The sequence below is a fragment of the Streptomyces malachitofuscus genome (assembly GCF_055571035.1).
In genome coordinates this window covers 26,969-42,127 of the sequence record NZ_JBVIGA010000020.1, presented here as the reverse complement: position 1 = coordinate 42,127, position 15,159 = coordinate 26,969, and the positions used below count along the sequence as shown (strand labels likewise).

General features: G+C 73.3%; 16 protein-coding genes. 10 read left to right on the top strand and 6 right to left on the bottom strand.

All coding sequences use genetic code 11. From position 1 onward, the window contains the following. The first annotated feature begins 27 nt into the window (after nucleotides 1-27). The 9 genes from ACZ44S_RS26715 (at nucleotide 28) to lgt (ending at nucleotide 6,942) form a co-directional block, all read left to right on the top strand. Nucleotides 28-675, top strand: coding sequence for a TIGR02234 family membrane protein (locus tag ACZ44S_RS26715; RefSeq protein ID WP_466933278.1), 648 nt, complete (start codon nucleotides 28-30; stop codon nucleotides 673-675). Between the two features lie 138 nt (nucleotides 676-813). Continuing rightward, nucleotides 814-1,065 (top strand): HGxxPAAW family protein, encoded by a 252-nt coding sequence (locus tag ACZ44S_RS26710; protein ID WP_190162016.1) that lies wholly within the window; start codon nucleotides 814-816, stop codon nucleotides 1,063-1,065. Nucleotides 1,066-1,152: 87 nt separating this feature from the next. Continuing rightward, nucleotides 1,153-1,590 carry a DUF2752 domain-containing protein gene (locus tag ACZ44S_RS26705; protein ID WP_466933275.1) on the top strand — a complete coding sequence of 146 codons (438 nt, stop codon included), beginning with the start codon at nucleotides 1,153-1,155 and terminating at the stop codon, nucleotides 1,588-1,590. Between the two features lie 118 nt (nucleotides 1,591-1,708). Then, nucleotides 1,709-2,518, top strand: a complete 810-nt coding sequence (gene trpC, locus ACZ44S_RS26700) for an indole-3-glycerol phosphate synthase TrpC (RefSeq protein ID WP_466933273.1) — start codon at nucleotides 1,709-1,711, stop codon at nucleotides 2,516-2,518. After that, nucleotides 2,424-2,750 carry a tryptophan biosynthesis modulator TrpM gene (gene trpM, locus ACZ44S_RS26695; RefSeq protein WP_466933271.1) on the top strand — a complete coding sequence of 109 codons (327 nt, stop codon included), beginning with the start codon at nucleotides 2,424-2,426 and terminating at the stop codon, nucleotides 2,748-2,750. The genes trpC and trpM overlap by 95 nt, the downstream gene beginning before the upstream one ends. 133 nt (nucleotides 2,751-2,883) lie before the next feature. Next, complete coding sequence (gene trpB, locus ACZ44S_RS26690) at nucleotides 2,884-4,167, top strand: tryptophan synthase subunit beta (protein WP_466933269.1); 1,284 nt, start codon at nucleotides 2,884-2,886, stop codon at nucleotides 4,165-4,167. Further along, nucleotides 4,164-4,979 (top strand): tryptophan synthase subunit alpha, encoded by an 816-nt coding sequence (trpA, locus tag ACZ44S_RS26685; RefSeq protein ID WP_466933267.1) that lies wholly within the window; start codon nucleotides 4,164-4,166, stop codon nucleotides 4,977-4,979. The genes trpB and trpA overlap by 4 nt, the downstream gene beginning before the upstream one ends. A 97-nt stretch (nucleotides 4,980-5,076) precedes the next feature. Then, a complete protein-coding gene (locus ACZ44S_RS26680; RefSeq protein ID WP_466933265.1) occupies nucleotides 5,077-5,853 on the top strand; it encodes a DsbA family protein in 777 nt (258 codons plus the stop codon). A gap of 96 nt (nucleotides 5,854-5,949) precedes the next feature. Further along, nucleotides 5,950-6,942: a prolipoprotein diacylglyceryl transferase gene (gene lgt / locus ACZ44S_RS26675; protein WP_466933263.1), complete on the top strand. Its 993-nt coding sequence runs from the start codon at nucleotides 5,950-5,952 to the stop codon at nucleotides 6,940-6,942. Between the two features lie 155 nt (nucleotides 6,943-7,097). Here lgt and ACZ44S_RS26670 read toward each other — a convergent pair whose 3' ends face one another. The 6 genes from ACZ44S_RS26670 to ACZ44S_RS26645 are packed head-to-tail and all read right to left on the bottom strand — an operon-like array spanning nucleotide 7,098 to nucleotide 14,000. Next, nucleotides 7,098-7,928: an HpcH/HpaI aldolase/citrate lyase family protein gene (locus ACZ44S_RS26670; RefSeq protein ID WP_466933262.1), complete on the bottom strand. Its 831-nt coding sequence runs from the start codon at nucleotides 7,926-7,928 to the stop codon at nucleotides 7,098-7,100. Then, nucleotides 7,925-9,160: a CaiB/BaiF CoA transferase family protein gene (locus ACZ44S_RS26665; protein ID WP_466933260.1), complete on the bottom strand. Its 1,236-nt coding sequence runs from the start codon at nucleotides 9,158-9,160 to the stop codon at nucleotides 7,925-7,927. The genes ACZ44S_RS26670 and ACZ44S_RS26665 overlap by 4 nt, the downstream gene beginning before the upstream one ends. Continuing rightward, entirely contained in the window at nucleotides 9,157-10,539 is a 1,383-nt protein-coding gene (locus tag ACZ44S_RS26660; protein WP_466933258.1) for an ADP-ribosylglycohydrolase family protein, read from the bottom strand. The genes ACZ44S_RS26665 and ACZ44S_RS26660 overlap by 4 nt, the downstream gene beginning before the upstream one ends. After that, nucleotides 10,527-11,708, bottom strand: coding sequence for an ADP-ribosylglycohydrolase family protein (locus ACZ44S_RS26655; RefSeq protein WP_466933256.1), 1,182 nt, complete (start codon nucleotides 11,706-11,708; stop codon nucleotides 10,527-10,529). Before ACZ44S_RS26655 ends, ACZ44S_RS26660 begins: the two co-directional genes overlap by 13 nt. Before the next feature lie 7 nt (nucleotides 11,709-11,715). Continuing rightward, complete coding sequence (locus tag ACZ44S_RS26650) at nucleotides 11,716-13,002, bottom strand: ADP-ribosylglycohydrolase family protein (protein ID WP_466933254.1); 1,287 nt, start codon at nucleotides 13,000-13,002, stop codon at nucleotides 11,716-11,718. Then, the gene (locus tag ACZ44S_RS26645; protein WP_466933252.1) at nucleotides 12,999-14,000 is read right to left on the bottom strand and encodes an ADP-ribosylglycohydrolase family protein; all 1,002 of its coding nucleotides are present in this window, start codon (nucleotides 13,998-14,000) and stop codon (nucleotides 12,999-13,001) included. Before ACZ44S_RS26645 ends, ACZ44S_RS26650 begins: the two co-directional genes overlap by 4 nt. A gap of 261 nt (nucleotides 14,001-14,261) precedes the next feature. On the opposite strand from ACZ44S_RS26645, the gene ACZ44S_RS26640 reads away from it, so the two are divergent. After that, nucleotides 14,262-14,993 (top strand): VIT1/CCC1 transporter family protein, encoded by a 732-nt coding sequence (locus ACZ44S_RS26640; protein WP_466933249.1) that lies wholly within the window; start codon nucleotides 14,262-14,264, stop codon nucleotides 14,991-14,993. The last annotated feature ends 166 nt before the right edge of the window (nucleotides 14,994-15,159 follow it).

Below are 15,159 nucleotides of genomic sequence, written 5' to 3'. Positions count from 1 at the left end.
GACGGTTCGCCCGGGGTTCAGGCGATAGTGGATGTCGTGACTGCTGTACCCACCCCCCGTTCCGGGGCCGCCGCCACCGCCAGGACCGGCCGCCTCAGCCTCGCCGCCGCCCTGCTCTCCGGCGCCCTCGGCGCCGCCGTGGTCCTCCTCGCCACCCGGCAGCAGTGGTCGGAGGGCACCACGACGGTCGCCGGCGGCGCGTTCCCCCTGACCGCCAAGGGCAGCGACGTCACCGGTGTCCCCGCCGCCCTGGCCGTCGTGGGCCTGGCCGCGCTCGTCGCCGTCTTCGCCGTGCGCCGGGCCGGCCGCTTCGCCGTCGCCGCGCTGCTCGCGCTCTCCGGCGCGGGCACGATCACGGCGGCGCTGCTCGGGGCGTCGGACCGCGCGGCGCTGAACGAACAGGCGGCCCAGGCGTCCGGCGACACAGCGGCGACGGTCGACGCCCTCAGCCACACGGCGTGGCCGTACGTCGCCGTCGCGGGCGGTGTGCTGCTGCTGGTGGCGGGGCTGCTGGCGCTGCGGTACGGGAGGCAGTGGCCCGCGATGTCCGGCCGCTACGAGCGGGGCGGGGCGGAGGCACGACCGCGCCGGAAGCAGGCCGCCACGGTCGACCCGGACCGTCCGGAGGACCTCTGGAAGGCACTGGACAGGGGCGAGGACCCCACGGGCGCGTAGCGCCCGACCGCGGGCAGGCGCAGCCGGAGCGGCCGCGCAGCACCCCCGGCCCACCCCGGGGCACGGCGGCCGCATGTGTGCGGGACAATGACGGGGAGCGTCCTGCTCAGACACGCACACAGCAACGAGGAGCAAGCAATGGCGGGCAGCAGCCACGGTCACACCCCGGCCGCCTGGACCGGTGTCATCATCGCCTTCATCGGTTTCTGCGCCGGTGGCGCCTTCATGGTGATGGACCAGCCCGTGGGCTTCTGGGCGAGCATGGGCGTGGTTCTCCTCGGCGGCGTCGTCGGCGCCGTCATGCGCTCGATGGGCATGGGCCAGCCGAAGAGCAACCACCCCGTCCACCAGGTCACCGGCGACCGCGCGCCGGCCGGCGCAGAGGGCTGAGCGGCACCACCGCACACCGCACTCAGGACAGGGGCGGCGGCCCGCACGGCGGAGCCGGAACCGCCCCTGACCCGCGTTCGGGGCACAATGCACAGCGTGAACGCCCCCAGTCCCCGCGCGCCCCGCGGCAGGGCGGCCCGGCTGGCCGTCCCCGCCGCCGTGCTCGCGGCCGTCGCCGGAGCCTTCGCCTACGTCGGGACCGTGGACCCCAACGAGCCCGGTCACTACCCCGTCTGTCCGCTGCTCCACCTCACCGGCCTGTACTGCCCCGGCTGCGGCGGGCTGCGCAGCGCGCACGCGGTCGTCCACGGCGACCTCCTCGCCGCGCTCCAGGCCAACGCGCCCGCCGTCGTCGGATACGCGGGCTGTGCCGTGCTGTGGACCGTCTGGGTGATCCGCGCGGCGCGCGGCGGGCCGCCGCCGCGGATCGATCCGCCACCGGTGCTCCTGTGGTCCATGGGAGCGCTGCTGCTGACTTTCACGGTTGTCCGGAACCTGCCGTTCGGCGGCTGGTTGCATCCTTGATCAACCGTGAACGTCCAGGTAGTGGGACCGGCGTCAACCGGATGCGAGGCATACGCCCCGCTGCGGATACCATCGCAGTGACCATCGAAGACCGACCGTCAGGAAGGGGGCCGCTCGCGTGAGTGTGCTCGACGAGATCATCGACGGAGTCCGTGCCGACCTCGCGGAGCGGCAGGCGCGCGTCAGCCTCGACGAGCTCAAGGAACGTGCGGCGAAGGCCCCCGCGGCCAAGGACGGCGTGGCCGCCCTGCGCGGCGACGGCGTGAAGGTGATCTGCGAGGTCAAGCGCTCCAGCCCGTCCAAGGGCGCGCTGGCCGCGATCGCCGACCCGGCGGGACTCGCCGCGGACTACGAGGCGGGCGGCGCCGCCGTCATCTCCGTCCTCACCGAACAGCGCCGCTTCGGCGGTTCGCTCGAGGACCTCGAGGCCGTCCGTGCGCGCGTGGACATCCCCGTGCTGCGCAAGGACTTCATCGTCACCTCGTACCAGCTCTGGGAGGCCCGCGCCTACGGCGCCGACCTCGCGCTGCTGATCGTCGCCGCCCTCGACCAGCCGGCCCTGGAGTCGCTGATCGAGCGTGCCGAGTCGATCGGGCTCACCCCGCTCGTCGAGGTCCACGACGAGGACGAGGTCGAGCGCGCGGTCGACGCGGGCGCCAAGGTCATCGGGGTCAACGCGCGCAACCTCAAGACCCTCGAGGTCGACCGCGGAACCTTCGAGCGGGTGGCCCCCGAGATCCCCGCCCACCTGGTCAAGGTCGCCGAGTCCGGCGTCCGCGGCCCGCACGACCTCATCGCCTACGCCAACGCCGGGGCCGACGCGGTCCTGGTCGGTGAGTCCCTGGTCACCGGCAAGGACCCGAAGACGGCCGTCTCCGACCTGGTGGCAGCGGGCGAGCACCCGGCCCTCCGCCACGGCCGCGGCTGATCCACCGGTAGGCTGGGCCGCGATGAAGCTCACCCGACTCGCACGAGGCTGCCGGCCCCGCGGCTGCCGTGCCCCCGCCCGCAGGGTGCACGGCCGCAGGGTCCGCTACGTCATCGGTGACGAGCCGGGCCAGGTCAACGGGCGGCGATGGCAGCGCGCCCCCCAGGGGCGCGGGGCTCTACCGATGTGCGGCTCCGCCGCGTGGGCGCGACCAGCCCCACACGGCGCGTAACCGGCCGACAGCCTCCGCCCCGAAAGGGGCGCGGGAACTGCGCGACCAGTCACATACGGCCCGCAGTCGATAGATCACCCCCGCCCCCCACGGCGCTCAGTGTTCTTCCACGCACTCACCGTGAGGTTTCCGCATGCCCAGCACCTTCTTCATCCCCGACCCGGAGGGTCAAGTCCCCAGCGCCGAAGGCTACTTCGGCGCCTTCGGCGGCAAGTTCATCCCCGAGGCCCTCGTCGCCGCCGTCGACCAGGTCGCCGTCGAGTACGACAAGGCCAAGTCCGACCCCGAATTCGCCCGGGAGCTCGACGACCTCCTGGTCCACTACACCGGCCGGCCCAGCGCGCTCACCGAGGTCCCCCGGTTCGCCGAGCACGCCGGCGGAGCGAGGATCTTCCTCAAGCGCGAGGACCTGAACCACACCGGCTCGCACAAGATCAACAACGTGCTCGGCCAGGCCCTCCTGACCAGGCGCATGGGCAAGACCCGCGTCATCGCCGAGACCGGCGCCGGCCAGCACGGCGTGGCCACCGCCACCGCCTGTGCCCTCTTCGGTCTCGACTGCACGATCTACATGGGTGAGATCGACACGCAGCGCCAGGCCCTCAACGTGGCCCGGATGCGCATGCTCGGCGCCGAGGTCATCGCCGTGAAGTCCGGCAGCCGCACCCTGAAGGACGCCATCAACGAGGCGTTCCGGGACTGGGTCGCCAACGTCGACCACACCCACTACCTCTTCGGCACGGTCGCGGGACCGCACCCCTTCCCGGCGATGGTGCGCGACTTCCACCGCGTCATCGGGGTCGAGGCCCGCCGCCAGCTCCTGGAACGCGCCGGACGCCTGCCCGACGCCGCCATCGCCTGCGTCGGCGGTGGCTCCAACGCCATCGGCCTGTTCCACGCCTTCATCCCCGACACGGACGTACGGCTCATCGGCTGCGAGCCCGCCGGACACGGCATCGAGAGCGGTGAGCACGCGGCCACCCTCACCGCGGGCGAGCCCGGCATCCTGCACGGCTCCCGGTCCTACGTCCTCCAGGACGACGAGGGGCAGATCACCGAGCCGTACTCGATCTCGGCCGGCCTGGACTACCCGGGCATCGGGCCCGAGCACGCCTACCTCAAGGACAGCGGCCGCGGCGAGTACCGCGCGGTCACCGACGACGCCGCCATGCAGGCGCTGCGCCTGCTGTCGCGCACCGAGGGCATCATCCCGGCCATCGAGAGCGCCCACGCGCTGGCCGGCGCCCTCGAGGTCGGCAGGGAGCTGGGCACGGACGGCCTGATCGTGGTGAACCTGTCGGGGCGCGGCGACAAGGACATGGACACCGCCGCGCGCTACTTCGGCCTGTACGACACCGACGCCGAGGTCGCCGCCGACGAGGCCGGCACCGCCGAGATCGAGGGGGACGCCAAGTGAGCGGGAACGTGCAGCTGCTGAACGACACCCTCGCCGCGGCGAAGTCCGAGGGCCGTGCCGCCCTCATCGCCTACCTCCCGGCCGGGTTCCCCACCGTGGACGGCGGCATCGAGGCGGTCAAGGCGGCCCTGGAGGGCGGCGCCGACGTCGTCGAGGTGGGCCTGCCGCACAGCGACCCCGTCCTGGACGGCCCGGTCATCCAGACCGCCGACGACATCGCCCTGCGCGGCGGGGTGAAGATCGCCGACGTGATGCGCACGGTGCGCGAGGCGCACGCGGCCACCAACAAGCCGATCCTCGTCATGACGTACTGGAACCCCATCGACCGCTACGGCGTCGAGCGGTTCACCGCCGAGCTCGCCGAGGCGGGCGGCGCCGGGTGCATCCTGCCCGACCTGCCCGTGCAGGAGTCGGCGCTGTGGCGGGAGCACGCGGAGAAGCACGGGCTCGCCACCGTCTTCGTGGTCGCGCCCAGCAGCAAGGACGAGCGGCTCGCCGAGATCACCGCGGCCGGCAGCGGCTTCGTCTACGCCGCCTCCCTGATGGGTGTCACCGGCACCCGCGAGTCGGTCGGCGCCCAGGCCGAGGACCTGGTGCGGCGCACCCGCGTCACCACCGACATCCCGGTGTGCGTCGGCCTCGGGGTCTCCAACGCCGCCCAGGCGGCCGAGGTCGCCGGCTTCGCCGACGGCGTGATCGTCGGTTCGGCCTTCGTCAAGCGGATGCTGGACGCCCCCGACGACGCGGCCGGGGTCGAGGCCGTGCGCGCCCTCGCCGGTGACCTGGCCAGGGGAGTGCGCGGACAGGTGTGACCGGCCGGGTGTCCGCAGGCAGTCATACGGATCCCCCGTAAGGGTGGACCTGGGACCGGGGAGGCGCTGTGCGCCTCCCCGGTTCGTTCTGCGGGGTGTGAGCGAGAAGAACCGTGAGGGAAAGCGCACCGCCAGGGAGCGGCTGGCGGTCGAGCGCGAGAAGCAGAAGGCGGCGGAGAAGCGGCGCCGCGCCCTGATCGTGGGCGCGAGCGTGGTCTGTGTCCTGGCACTCGCGGCGGTGATCGGGGTCATCGCCGCCAACTCCGGAGGGGACGAGGAGAGCGAGGCGTCCGGACCCGTCGTGGCGCCCTCGGGAGCACTGGGCAAGGACGGCCTCGCCATCCCGGTCGGCAAGGAGAGCGCCAAGGCCACGCTCACGGTGTGGGAGGACTTCCGTTGCCCGGCCTGCAAAGCGTTCGAGCAGAACTACAGTCCGACGATCCACGAGCTGACCGACACCGGTCAGCTGAAGGTCGAGTACCACCTGGTCACACTGATCGACGGGGGACTGGGCGGCTCCGGCTCCCTCAACGCGGCCAATGCCGCCGCCTGCTCCCAGGACGCCGGGAAGTTCACCGCGTACCACGACGCGCTGTTCGAGAACCAGCCGATGGAGAGCGACGACGCCTTCGCCGACAAGGACAAGCTGATCGAGCTGGCCGGCAAGGTCGACGGGCTCGACACCCCGGCCTTCCGCTCCTGCGTGGAGGACGGCACGCACAACAGCTGGGTCGTGAAGTCGAACGAGGCCTTCCAGAAGGGCGGCTTCAGTGGCACGCCGACCGTCCTGTTCGACGGCAGGAACATCTACGAGGACCGCTCGATGACGCCCGAGAAGCTGAAGCAGATGGTCGAGGAGGCCAACAAGGGGTAGCCCTCGTCTCCCAGGGAATTCCGATGTTCCTGTTATGGAGCCGTTGCCGGGCCGCCCACCGCGCGGCCGGTCCGGCACGGTAGCGTCGACCTTGCCATGGAACTTGCCTACATTCCCAGCCCGTCGAGCGGGGTGCTGTACATCGGCCCCGTTCCGCTGCGCGGCTACGCGTTCTGCATCATCATCGGCGTCTTCGTTGCCGTCTGGCTCGGCAACAAGCGCTGGGTCGCCCGGGGCGGGCGGGCCGGCACGGTGGCCGACATCGCTGTCTGGGCGGTGCCCTTCGGCCTGATCGGCGGCCGGCTCTACCACGTGATCACGGACTACCAGCTGTACTTCAGCGAGGGCCGTGACTGGGTGGACGCCTTCAAGATCTGGGAGGGCGGCCTCGGCATCTGGGGCGCGATCGCCTTCGGAGCGCTGGGCGCCTGGATCGGCTGCCGGCGCCGGGGCATCGCGCTGCCCGCCTACGCCGACGCCGTCGCGCCGGGCATCGCCTTCGCGCAGGCGATCGGCCGCTGGGGCAACTGGTTCAACCAGGAGCTGTACGGGCGGCCCACGGATCTGCCGTGGGCGGTGGAGATCACGTCCTCCGCCGACGGGCGGACCCCCGGGACGTACCACCCGACCTTCCTGTACGAGTCGCTGTGGTGCATCGGTGTGGCCCTGCTGGTGATCTGGGCCGACCGCCGCTTCAAGCTCGGGCACGGGCGGGCGTTCGCGCTGTACGTCGCCGCGTACTGCGCGGGGCGGTTCTGGATCGAGTACATGCGGGTCGACGAGGCGCACGAGATTCTCGGGCTGCGGCTGAACAACTGGACCTCGGTCCTGGTCCTCCTGCTGGCGGTGCTGTACATCGTGCTGTCTGCGCGGAAGCGGCCGGGGCGGGAGGACGTGGTGGAGCCGGGGGGCACCGGTGGGGGCGAAGTCGAGGGCGAGGGTGCTTCTTCGGTGAAGAAGGACTCCGAGTCCGCTGTGGACTCCGAGGAGTCGGAGGACTCGGAGGACTCGGAGGGCTCCGGCGATTCCAAGAACTCCCAGGGCTCCGAGGATTCCAAGGATGGGGCCGGGTCGGCGAAGAAGAGCTGACCGGTTGTCGTACTGCGGCGAGGGCGTCCGGGTTTTCCGGGCGCCCTCGGTGCGTGTGGGCCGGGGGGTGTTTGCGCAGCCCGGCGCTTGCGGGGTGCCGTCGCGCCCACCCGTGCCGCCCTGCGGCACGACTGCCCGCGGTCGGGCGGGGTGGGTCAGGGTTTTTGGGCCAGGGACAGGGTGCGGTGGGCTGCTGTGACTACTGCTGCGTCGATGAAGGTGCCGTTGGGGAGGGCCTGGGCGCCCTGGGTCGTGGCTGCGGCCTTGATGATCGTTTCCGCTTGTTCGATCTCCTGCTCCGTGGGCAGGTAGGCCTGTTCGATGACCGGGAGCTGGCGCGGGTGGATCGCCGCGCGGCCCAGGAAGCCCAGCGCACGGCCGCGGGCGCAGGAGGCCCTGAGCCCCTCCAGGTCACGCGTGTCGGGATGGACGGACTGGGTCGGCGGGGCCAGGCCCGCCGCCCGTGCGGCGACGACCACCCGGGAGCGGGACCAGTCGAGGCCCGCGTCGTCGCGTACGCCCAGGTCCGCCCGTAGGTCCGCCTCCCCGATGGCGATACCGCGCAGGGACGGGTGGGCGGTGGCCACGGCATGGGCGCGTTCGATGCCGAGGGCCGTCTCCAGGAGGGCGTACAGGGGCAGCATGCTTCCGTTGGCGGACACCGCCCGGCGTGCGACGCGTACGACGTCGGACGGGGACGACACCTTGGGGAGGCGCAGTCCGGACAGTCCGGGCGCAGGGGCGACGGCCGCGAGGTCGTCGCGGGCCCAGGGGCCGGACAGCGCGTTGACGCGGACGTGCACGGGGACCGGTTGCGGGTCGCGCAGCAGTTCGGCGGTGGCCGACCGGGCGTACGCCTTGCGGTCGGGGGCGACCGCGTCCTCCAGGTCGATCACCACGACGTCCGCCCCGGAGGTGAGTGCCTTGGCCACCACGGCGGGACGGTCGCCGGGAGCGTACAGCCAGGTCAGCGGGAAGCCCTTCACAGAGCGCCCTCCGCGCGGAGCTCCGCGAGGTCGGCGGGGGTGAGACCGAGGCCGGTCAGGATCTCCTCGGTGTCCGCGCCGTGCGGGCGGCCCGCCCAGCGGATCGCGCCCGGCGTGCCGGAGAGCCGGAACAGGACGTTCTGCATACGCAGCGGTCCCAGCTCGGGATCGTCGACGGTGGTGATCGTGTCCAGTGCCTGGTACTGCGGGTCCGCCATGACGTCCCGTACGTCCTGGACGGGTGCCACGGCCGCCTCCGCCTTCTCGAAGGCGGCCAGGACGTCGGTACGGGTGTGCCGGGCGATCCAGCCGCCGACCGCCTCGTCCAGGACGTCCGCGTGCCGGGCGCGGTCCTCGCCGGTGGCGAACCAGGGCTCGTCGATCAGGTCCGGCCGGCCCACCAGCACCATCACGCGCTCGGCGATCGACTGGGCCGAGGTGGAGACGGCGACCCAGGTGCCGTCGGCGGTGAGATAGGTGCCGCGCGGGGCGTTGTTCCGGGAGCGGTTGCCGGTGCGGGGCTGAACGTGACCGAGCTGGTCGTACCAGGTCGGCTGGGGTCCCAGCGCGGTCAGGATCGGCTCGATCAGGGCCATGTCGACGACCTGGCCCTCTCCGGTGCGGTCGCGCGCGGCGAGGGCGGTCATCACCGCGTACGCCGTGGTCAGACCGGCGATGGAGTCCGCCAGGCCGAACGGGGGCAGGGTCGGCGGTGCGTCCGGTTCACCGGTGATCGCGGCGAAGCCGCTCATCGCCTCCGCGAGGGTGCCGAAGCCCGGGCGGCGCGCGTACGGGCCGAACTGGCCGAAGCCGGTGACCCTGGCCAGGACCAGGCGGGGATTGACCGCGGACAGCTCGGGCCAGCCCAGGTCCCACTTCTCCAGGGTGCCGGGGCGGAAGTTCTCGATGACGACGTCGGCGGTCTCGGCCAGACGCAGGAGGACGGAGCGGCCGCCGGGCTTGGACAGGTCGAGGGTGAGGGTGCGCTTGTTGCGGCCGAGTACTTTCCACCACAGGCCGATCCCGTTCTTCGACGGTCCGTGGCCACGGGACGGGTCGGGTTTGCGCGGATGCTCGACCTTGATGACCTCGGCGCCGAAGTCGCCGAGCATGGTCGCGGCGAGCGGTCCGGCGAAGAGGGTGGCGAGGTCCAGCACGCGCAGCCCGGTCAGCGGGGGATCGGCGGAGGCGGTGACGGCCGGTGGGGCGGTGGTCGGGTCGGAGGGCGTCATGGGCGGGAGGCCTCCAGGTGGGTCAGACGGGCCAGGGCGTCGAAGCCGGAGCCGTTGAAGCCGGCCACGGAGGTGGCCAGACGGTTCTTCAGCGGGGCCGTCCAGCGTTCGGGCAGCGCACGGGGCGAACCCGCGAGCAGGCCGGCGATGCTGCCGGCGGTCGCGCCGTTCGAGTCGGTGTCCCAGCCGCCCGACACCGCGCGGCAGACGGAGCCGGTGAAGTCGCCGTCGGCGTGGGTGAGGGCGGCGGCGATCAGGGCGGTGTTGGGGACGGCGTGCACCCAGTGGTGGGTGGCGGCGTGGGCGGCGTGCAGCAGATCGACGACGGTGGAGAAGCCGGCGTGCTCATGGGCCAGTGCGATGGCCTGCCGGACGGCACGGGCGAGCCGGGAGCGGGGCGGGACGACGGTGAGTCCGGTGCGCAGGCAGGCGTGGACGGCGTGGGGGCCGGCGGGGGCGGTCGCGGCGGCGGCGATGACGGCAGCCGTGAACATCGCCGCGTAGACGCCGTTGGCCGTGTGGGTGAGGGTGGCGTCGCGGTGCGCCTGTGCGGCTGCGGCGGCCGGGTTGCCGGGGTTGGTCCAGCCGTGCATGTCGGCGCGGATCAGGGCGCCGATCCACTCGCGGAACGGGTTGTGGTGGCGGGCGGTCCGCGGGGGTTCCAGGCCGCTGAGGAGGTTGCGGTACGCGATGCGTTCGGCGGTGAACGTGCGGCCGGCGGGGAGTTCGTCGAGCCAGACGCGGGCCACGTCGCCGGTGGTGAAGCCGCGTCCGTGGCGTTGCAGGACGAGGAGGGCGAGGAGGGGGTGGTTGAGGTCGTCGTCCTCGGGCATGCCGTCGATGTTCTCGGCGAGGGAGGTCGGCGCGGAGCGCCGGTTCCAGGGGTGGCGGGCGAGGAGGTCCTCGGGAACGCCCCGGGCGGTGAAGTAGGTGGTCAGGGGCCAGTTGCCGGCGGCCTGGGCGAGGTCGCGGATGGCGGCGAGGGGGAGTTTCTCCACCGGTTTGCCCAGGAGGCAGCCGACCGCTCTGCCGAGCCAGGCGGCTTCCAGGGCGTCGGGGTCGGCCGGCCGCGGACCGTGGCCGCTCGAGGGGTGTGCGGGCCAGTCGGGACACAGGGACTCGATGCCGGTCAGGTCGGTCGGTTCGTCGTCGGCCAGGGGGCTGGGGAGGCCGTCGAGTTCGTCGAGGAGGTCGGTGGCCAGCCGGCGCAGGTACGGGGAGGCAGGCTCGGGGGAGGCACCTGCGGTGAGGGGGGCCTCGGGACCGCCCGCCGCCCGCCAGCGGGCGGCGATCGCCGAGGCCTCCCGGCCGTCCTGGGCGGCCTGGCGCAACTCGTGTCCGATCAGGTCCTCCGGCTGCACCCAGGTCAGCCGGAGCATTCCGTCCCTCCCAGCCGCGTGAACGCCTCCTCGTGGGCGCGGCGGCGGTCCACGTCGCGGGTGAAGATCTCGCGGGTCACGGCGGTGAGCGTCGCCGCCGGTTCCCACAGGTCCAGGCGGCTGGCCTCCGCCACCGTCTTGGCCCACTCCTCGGGGACGGGTGAGCCGAGGGCGCCGGTCACGGCGCCGGCCATCGTGGCGATGGAGTCGCAGTCGCGGCCGTAGTTCACGGCACCGAGCACCGCGTGCCGGAAGTCGCCACGGGCCATCACCACCATGCCCAGCGCCACGGGGAGTTCCTCGACGGCGTGCAGCCGGGACGGCCGCCGGGCGCCCAGGGAGGGGGAGCGGTAGTCGGGGCCCACGGTGTCGTACGGGGCCACCGCCTCCCGCAGCGGGCGCAGCGCCGACTCGAAGTCCGTGTACCGCGAGGCCACGTCGCAGACCTGCTCGATCGCCGCCCGGGTGCCGTCCTTGGCCAGGGACAGACAGGCGGCGACCACCGAGTCCGCCGTCGCGCCCGGTGCGCACGCCGCCGCCACGGCCGCCGCGAGGACACCGGCGGCCTCCCTGCCGTACGACGACTGGTGGGCGCCCGCGATGTCCAGCGCCTCGGCGTAGGCGGCGGACGGGTGGGCGGCGTTGACCAGGCCGACCGGGGCCATGTACATCGCGGCACCGCAGTTGACGATGTTGCCGACGCCCGCCTCGCGCGGGTCGACGTGGCCGTGGTGCAGCCGGGCCACGAGCCACTTCTCGGCGAGGAAGATCCGGTGCAGGGGGATCGTCTCCGCCTCCAGCTCCGGGATCCAGCGCGGGTTCGTCATCAGGTCCGGGACCAGGTGGTCGGCGACGGCATAGGCGTCGAGATGGTCACGGACCTTCGCGTACACGCGGATCAGCGCGTGCGTCATCAGGGTGTCGTCGGTGACGTGGCCGTCGCCCTTGTGGTACGGCGCGATGGGACGGGCGGTGCGCCACGCGTCGCCGTTCCACGGGCCGACGACGCCGTGCACGCGTCCGCCGTGGCGTTCGGCGATCTGCTCGGGGGAGTAGCCCTCGACCGGCCCGCCGAGCGCGTCACCGACGGCGGCTCCGACGAGGGCGCCGGTGATCCGCTCGTCCAGAGGGAGACCCCGGTTGTCGCTTTGTGGCTGTTCGCGCTTCATGCCCGCATCATCCTCCCGGGCGGGCCGGGTACGCGGCTTCCAGGAGCCCGGCGAGTTCCACCAGGTCCGTTCCGGTGAGCCGGGGGAGCACGCAGCCGGAGAGGGTGCGGCAGCTCTCCCGCCACGACGCGGGGATCCCCGCGCCGCCGCACAGCGCGCCCGTGAGGGCGCCGACCAGCGCCGGGGCGGAGTCCGCGACCCGGGACAGACACGCCGCCGCGGGGACCGCCTCCGCGATACGGCCCCGGGCGGCGACGGTGAGGGCGAGGGCGACGGGGACGGTCTCCGCGGCGGCGATGCCGTAGCTGTACACGTGGTCGACGATCTGGTGCTCCAGCGGCGGTACGAGGGCGAAGGCGCTGTCGGCGTCCGCCGCGAGCTCGAGGGCGTGCCGGGCGTTGCGGCCGATCTCCGTGTCCTCGGGCAGCTCGGCGCAGGCCGCGGCGACGCAGGCGTGCGGGTCCGCTCCGGTCAGCGCGAGCGCGACGGCGGCGGCCATGGCCCGGGCGCCGTGCACACCGTCGCCGTCCTGGGTGTAGCGGGCGTCGAACTCGGCGAGGTCGGCGGCGGCCGCGGGGGCGCCGGGATGGGCGACGGCCAGCACGCAGGCGCGTACGCAGGCCGCGTCGTCGAAGTAGTGCGGGTTGTCGTGGCCGGTGGCGGGCGGGCGCAGGCCGGTGGCGAGGTTGCCGAGGCCGGCGCGGACGGAGATGCGGGCGCGCAGGGGGAGCACGGCGGACTCCGTCTCGGGCGCGCGGTCCGCTGCCGCGGCGATCTCGCCGGCGACGGTGTTCCAGGTCAGGTCGATGGCCGCGCGGGTACGGCGTTCGCGGCTCAGGTCGCCGAAGGCGGTCTCGTCGCCGGCCCGCAGAACGGCCTCCGCGGCGAAGGCGGCCCATTCGGCGTCGTCGGAGGGGCCGAGGCGGAGGGGTTCGGAGGGCTGGTTCAGGGCGATGGGGACGGGGAGGGTGGTGGTGGCGTTCTGCTCGGCGAAGGTGTCGAGCTCGCGCGTGAGGCGTCTGGTCCACTCCGGCATGCGGGCGGCTCGGTGGCGGGCGGCGGGCCAGCCGGCGGCGTCGCCTGCGGCCAGGCCGAGCAGGAGGCCCTCGATTTTCGCCTGCGGCGCGGGGGCCTGTTCGGTGGTCTCGGCTTCGCCTTCGGCCGGGGTGTTCCCACCCGCACCACCGGTGCGGCTCTCGTTGTCGGGTGCGGGTGGCCCCTGTGGGGCGTACTCGCCGTCGGCGGGTGGGGGCGGGTTCCGTGGTGGGGTGGTCTCGGTGGCGGGGGAGGTCATGACGTCTCCGGGGCCAGGAGGTCCGCGACATCGAGGACGTGGTGGCCCGCCATGGCGGGGAGGCAGGTGCCCCGGGCCGGGGTGATGGCCGTCGCCCAGGCCTCGGGGACGGCGGCTACGCCCCGGGTCGCTCCTGCCAGCGCCCCCGCCACCGCCGCCGTCGTGTCGGCGTCGCGACCCATGTTGACGGCCGTCAGCACCGCCTGCTCGAAGTCCCCGTCCGCCGCCGCGTACGCGCCGAAGGCGAGGGCGACCGCCTCGGGGGCCAGGTCGGTCCACGGATACCCGCCGATCACCACGGCGGAGCGGACCGCGCGTTCGCCGAGGTGTGCCGCGGTGACGGCGCGACGCAGTGAGCGGGCGGTCCAGGAGTCCTCCGGCACCACCGCCAGCGCCGAGGCCACCACCGCGACCACCGGCGCCCCGGCCATCGCCGCCGCGACACCCGCCGCGACCGCCTGGCCGCCGTAGATGCCCTCGCCGTCGTGGCTGACCGAGCCGTCGATCGCCGCCAGTCGGGCCGCCTCGTCGGGGCGGCCCGCCGCGAACACCCCGTGCGGCGCCGCCCGCATCGCCAGCCCGTCGCTCCAGGCGTGCCGGTGCTGGGCGGAGATGGGCGCCGCCAGTCCCCGGCGCAGGTTCTCCAGCGTGCCGCGCTCGCTGAAGCCGGCGCCCCGGAAGGGGCCCTCGGCGCGGTCCGCGATCCACTCGTGCCAGGCGGCCTCGACGTGCGCCGGGGTGAGCGCCGAGCCGTGCCGGGCCAGCAACAGTCCCGAGAAGATCGCGTACTCGGTGTCGTCCGTGCCCGCCGGGCGGTCGGTCACGTAGCCCGTGATGCGGCCCCATCGCGCGCGGATCTCGGAGGGCTTCATGTTCTCGGCCGGGGCGCCCAGCGCATCGCCGACGGCCAGACCGAGCAGCGCGCCGCGTGCCCGCTCGCGCGGCCCCAGGGCGTCCCCGGGCGCCGGGATGGAGGGGATGCAGGCGGTCGATGCCATACGCGGCTCTCCTCTCAGGTGCGCCCCGTGAGAGGCGCGGAGCCCTTTGCGGAACTGTCCCCGGTGCGGTGTCCGGCGCAGCGTCGCCGGCCTCAGCGTCACCCGGTCGACATCTGTGGGTTCATCTACACAAACGAGCGAATCATGCAAAACCGCAGGTTAGCCCAGCCTTTCCTTGCTGGCGGGAAGGGGTGGGGAGGCGTAGATTGAGGGTTGTCGAAGAGTAGAAATTGTCCAAAGAAGACTCTGGGGGACGCAGGCATGGCCATCATCGAGACCGAGGCGACGCTGCACGAGGCGCACCGCGACAACCACACGCACCGGGACGTGAACGGCGGCTGGCTGCGCCCCGCGGTCTTCGGCGCCATGGACGGACTGGTCTCCAACCTCGCCCTGATGACCGGCGTCGCCGGGGGCGCCGTCAGCCAGCAGACGGTCGTCCTCAGTGGTCTGGCCGGACTGGCCGCCGGTGCCTTCTCCATGGCGGCCGGCGAGTACACCTCCGTGGCCTCCCAGCGTGAGCTGGTCGAGGCCGAGCTGGCCGTCGAACGGCGCGAGCTGCGCAAGCACCCGAAGGACGAGGAGGCCGAACTCGCCGCGCTCTACGAGGCCCGCGGTGTCGAGCCCGGCCTGGCCCGCGAGGTCGCCCGGCAGCTCTCGAAGGACCCCGAGCAGGCCCTGGAGATCCACGCCCGCGAGGAACTGGGCATCGACCCCGGTGACCTTCCCTCGCCCACCGTCGCCGCCGTGTCCAGCTTCGGTTCCTTCGCGGTGGGCGCCCTGCTGCCCGTGCTGCCGTATCTGCTCGGCGCGAGCAGCCTGTGGCCGGCCGTGCTGCTGGCGCTGCTCGGTCTCTTCCTGTGCGGCGCGGTGGTGGCCAAGGTGACCGCGCGCACCTGGTGGTACAGCGGTCTGCGGCAGCTCGCCCTGGGTGGCGCGGCGGCCGGTGTGACGTACGCCCTGGGCACGTTCTTCGGAACGGCCATAGGATAATGCCCCTCGTGCCTATGCGAGGAGCCGCATAAGTAGCCGTTACTTGCTGGTTTCGGCTGCATGACCACTGGGCATGAGCCGTAAGCGCTGTGGGCAATGAGGCCGGCGGCGTGCCCGCGGGACGGGCGAAGGAGCTCTTTCCCGCCATGACCGGCGGACATCGATC

Coding starts and splice junctions, on each gene's coding strand:
- ACZ44S_RS26710 (WP_190162016.1), top strand. CDS start 814: ATGGCGGGCAGCAGCCACGGTCACACCCCGGCCGCCTGGACCGGTGTC.
- ACZ44S_RS26705 (WP_466933275.1), top strand. CDS start 1,153: ATGCACAGCGTGAACGCCCCCAGTCCCCGCGCGCCCCGCGGCAGGGCG.
- trpB (WP_466933269.1), top strand. CDS start 2,884: ATGCCCAGCACCTTCTTCATCCCCGACCCGGAGGGTCAAGTCCCCAGC.
- lgt (WP_466933263.1), top strand. CDS start 5,950: ATGGAACTTGCCTACATTCCCAGCCCGTCGAGCGGGGTGCTGTACATC.
- ACZ44S_RS26665 (WP_466933260.1), bottom strand. CDS start 9,160: ATGACGCCCTCCGACCCGACCACCGCCCCACCGGCCGTCACCGCCTCC.
- ACZ44S_RS26660 (WP_466933258.1), bottom strand. CDS start 10,539: ATGCTCCGGCTGACCTGGGTGCAGCCGGAGGACCTGATCGGACACGAG.
- ACZ44S_RS26655 (WP_466933256.1), bottom strand. CDS start 11,708: ATGAAGCGCGAACAGCCACAAAGCGACAACCGGGGTCTCCCTCTGGAC.
- ACZ44S_RS26650 (WP_466933254.1), bottom strand. CDS start 13,002: ATGACCTCCCCCGCCACCGAGACCACCCCACCACGGAACCCGCCCCCA.
- ACZ44S_RS26645 (WP_466933252.1), bottom strand. CDS start 14,000: ATGGCATCGACCGCCTGCATCCCCTCCATCCCGGCGCCCGGGGACGCC.
- ACZ44S_RS26640 (WP_466933249.1), top strand. CDS start 14,262: ATGGCCATCATCGAGACCGAGGCGACGCTGCACGAGGCGCACCGCGAC.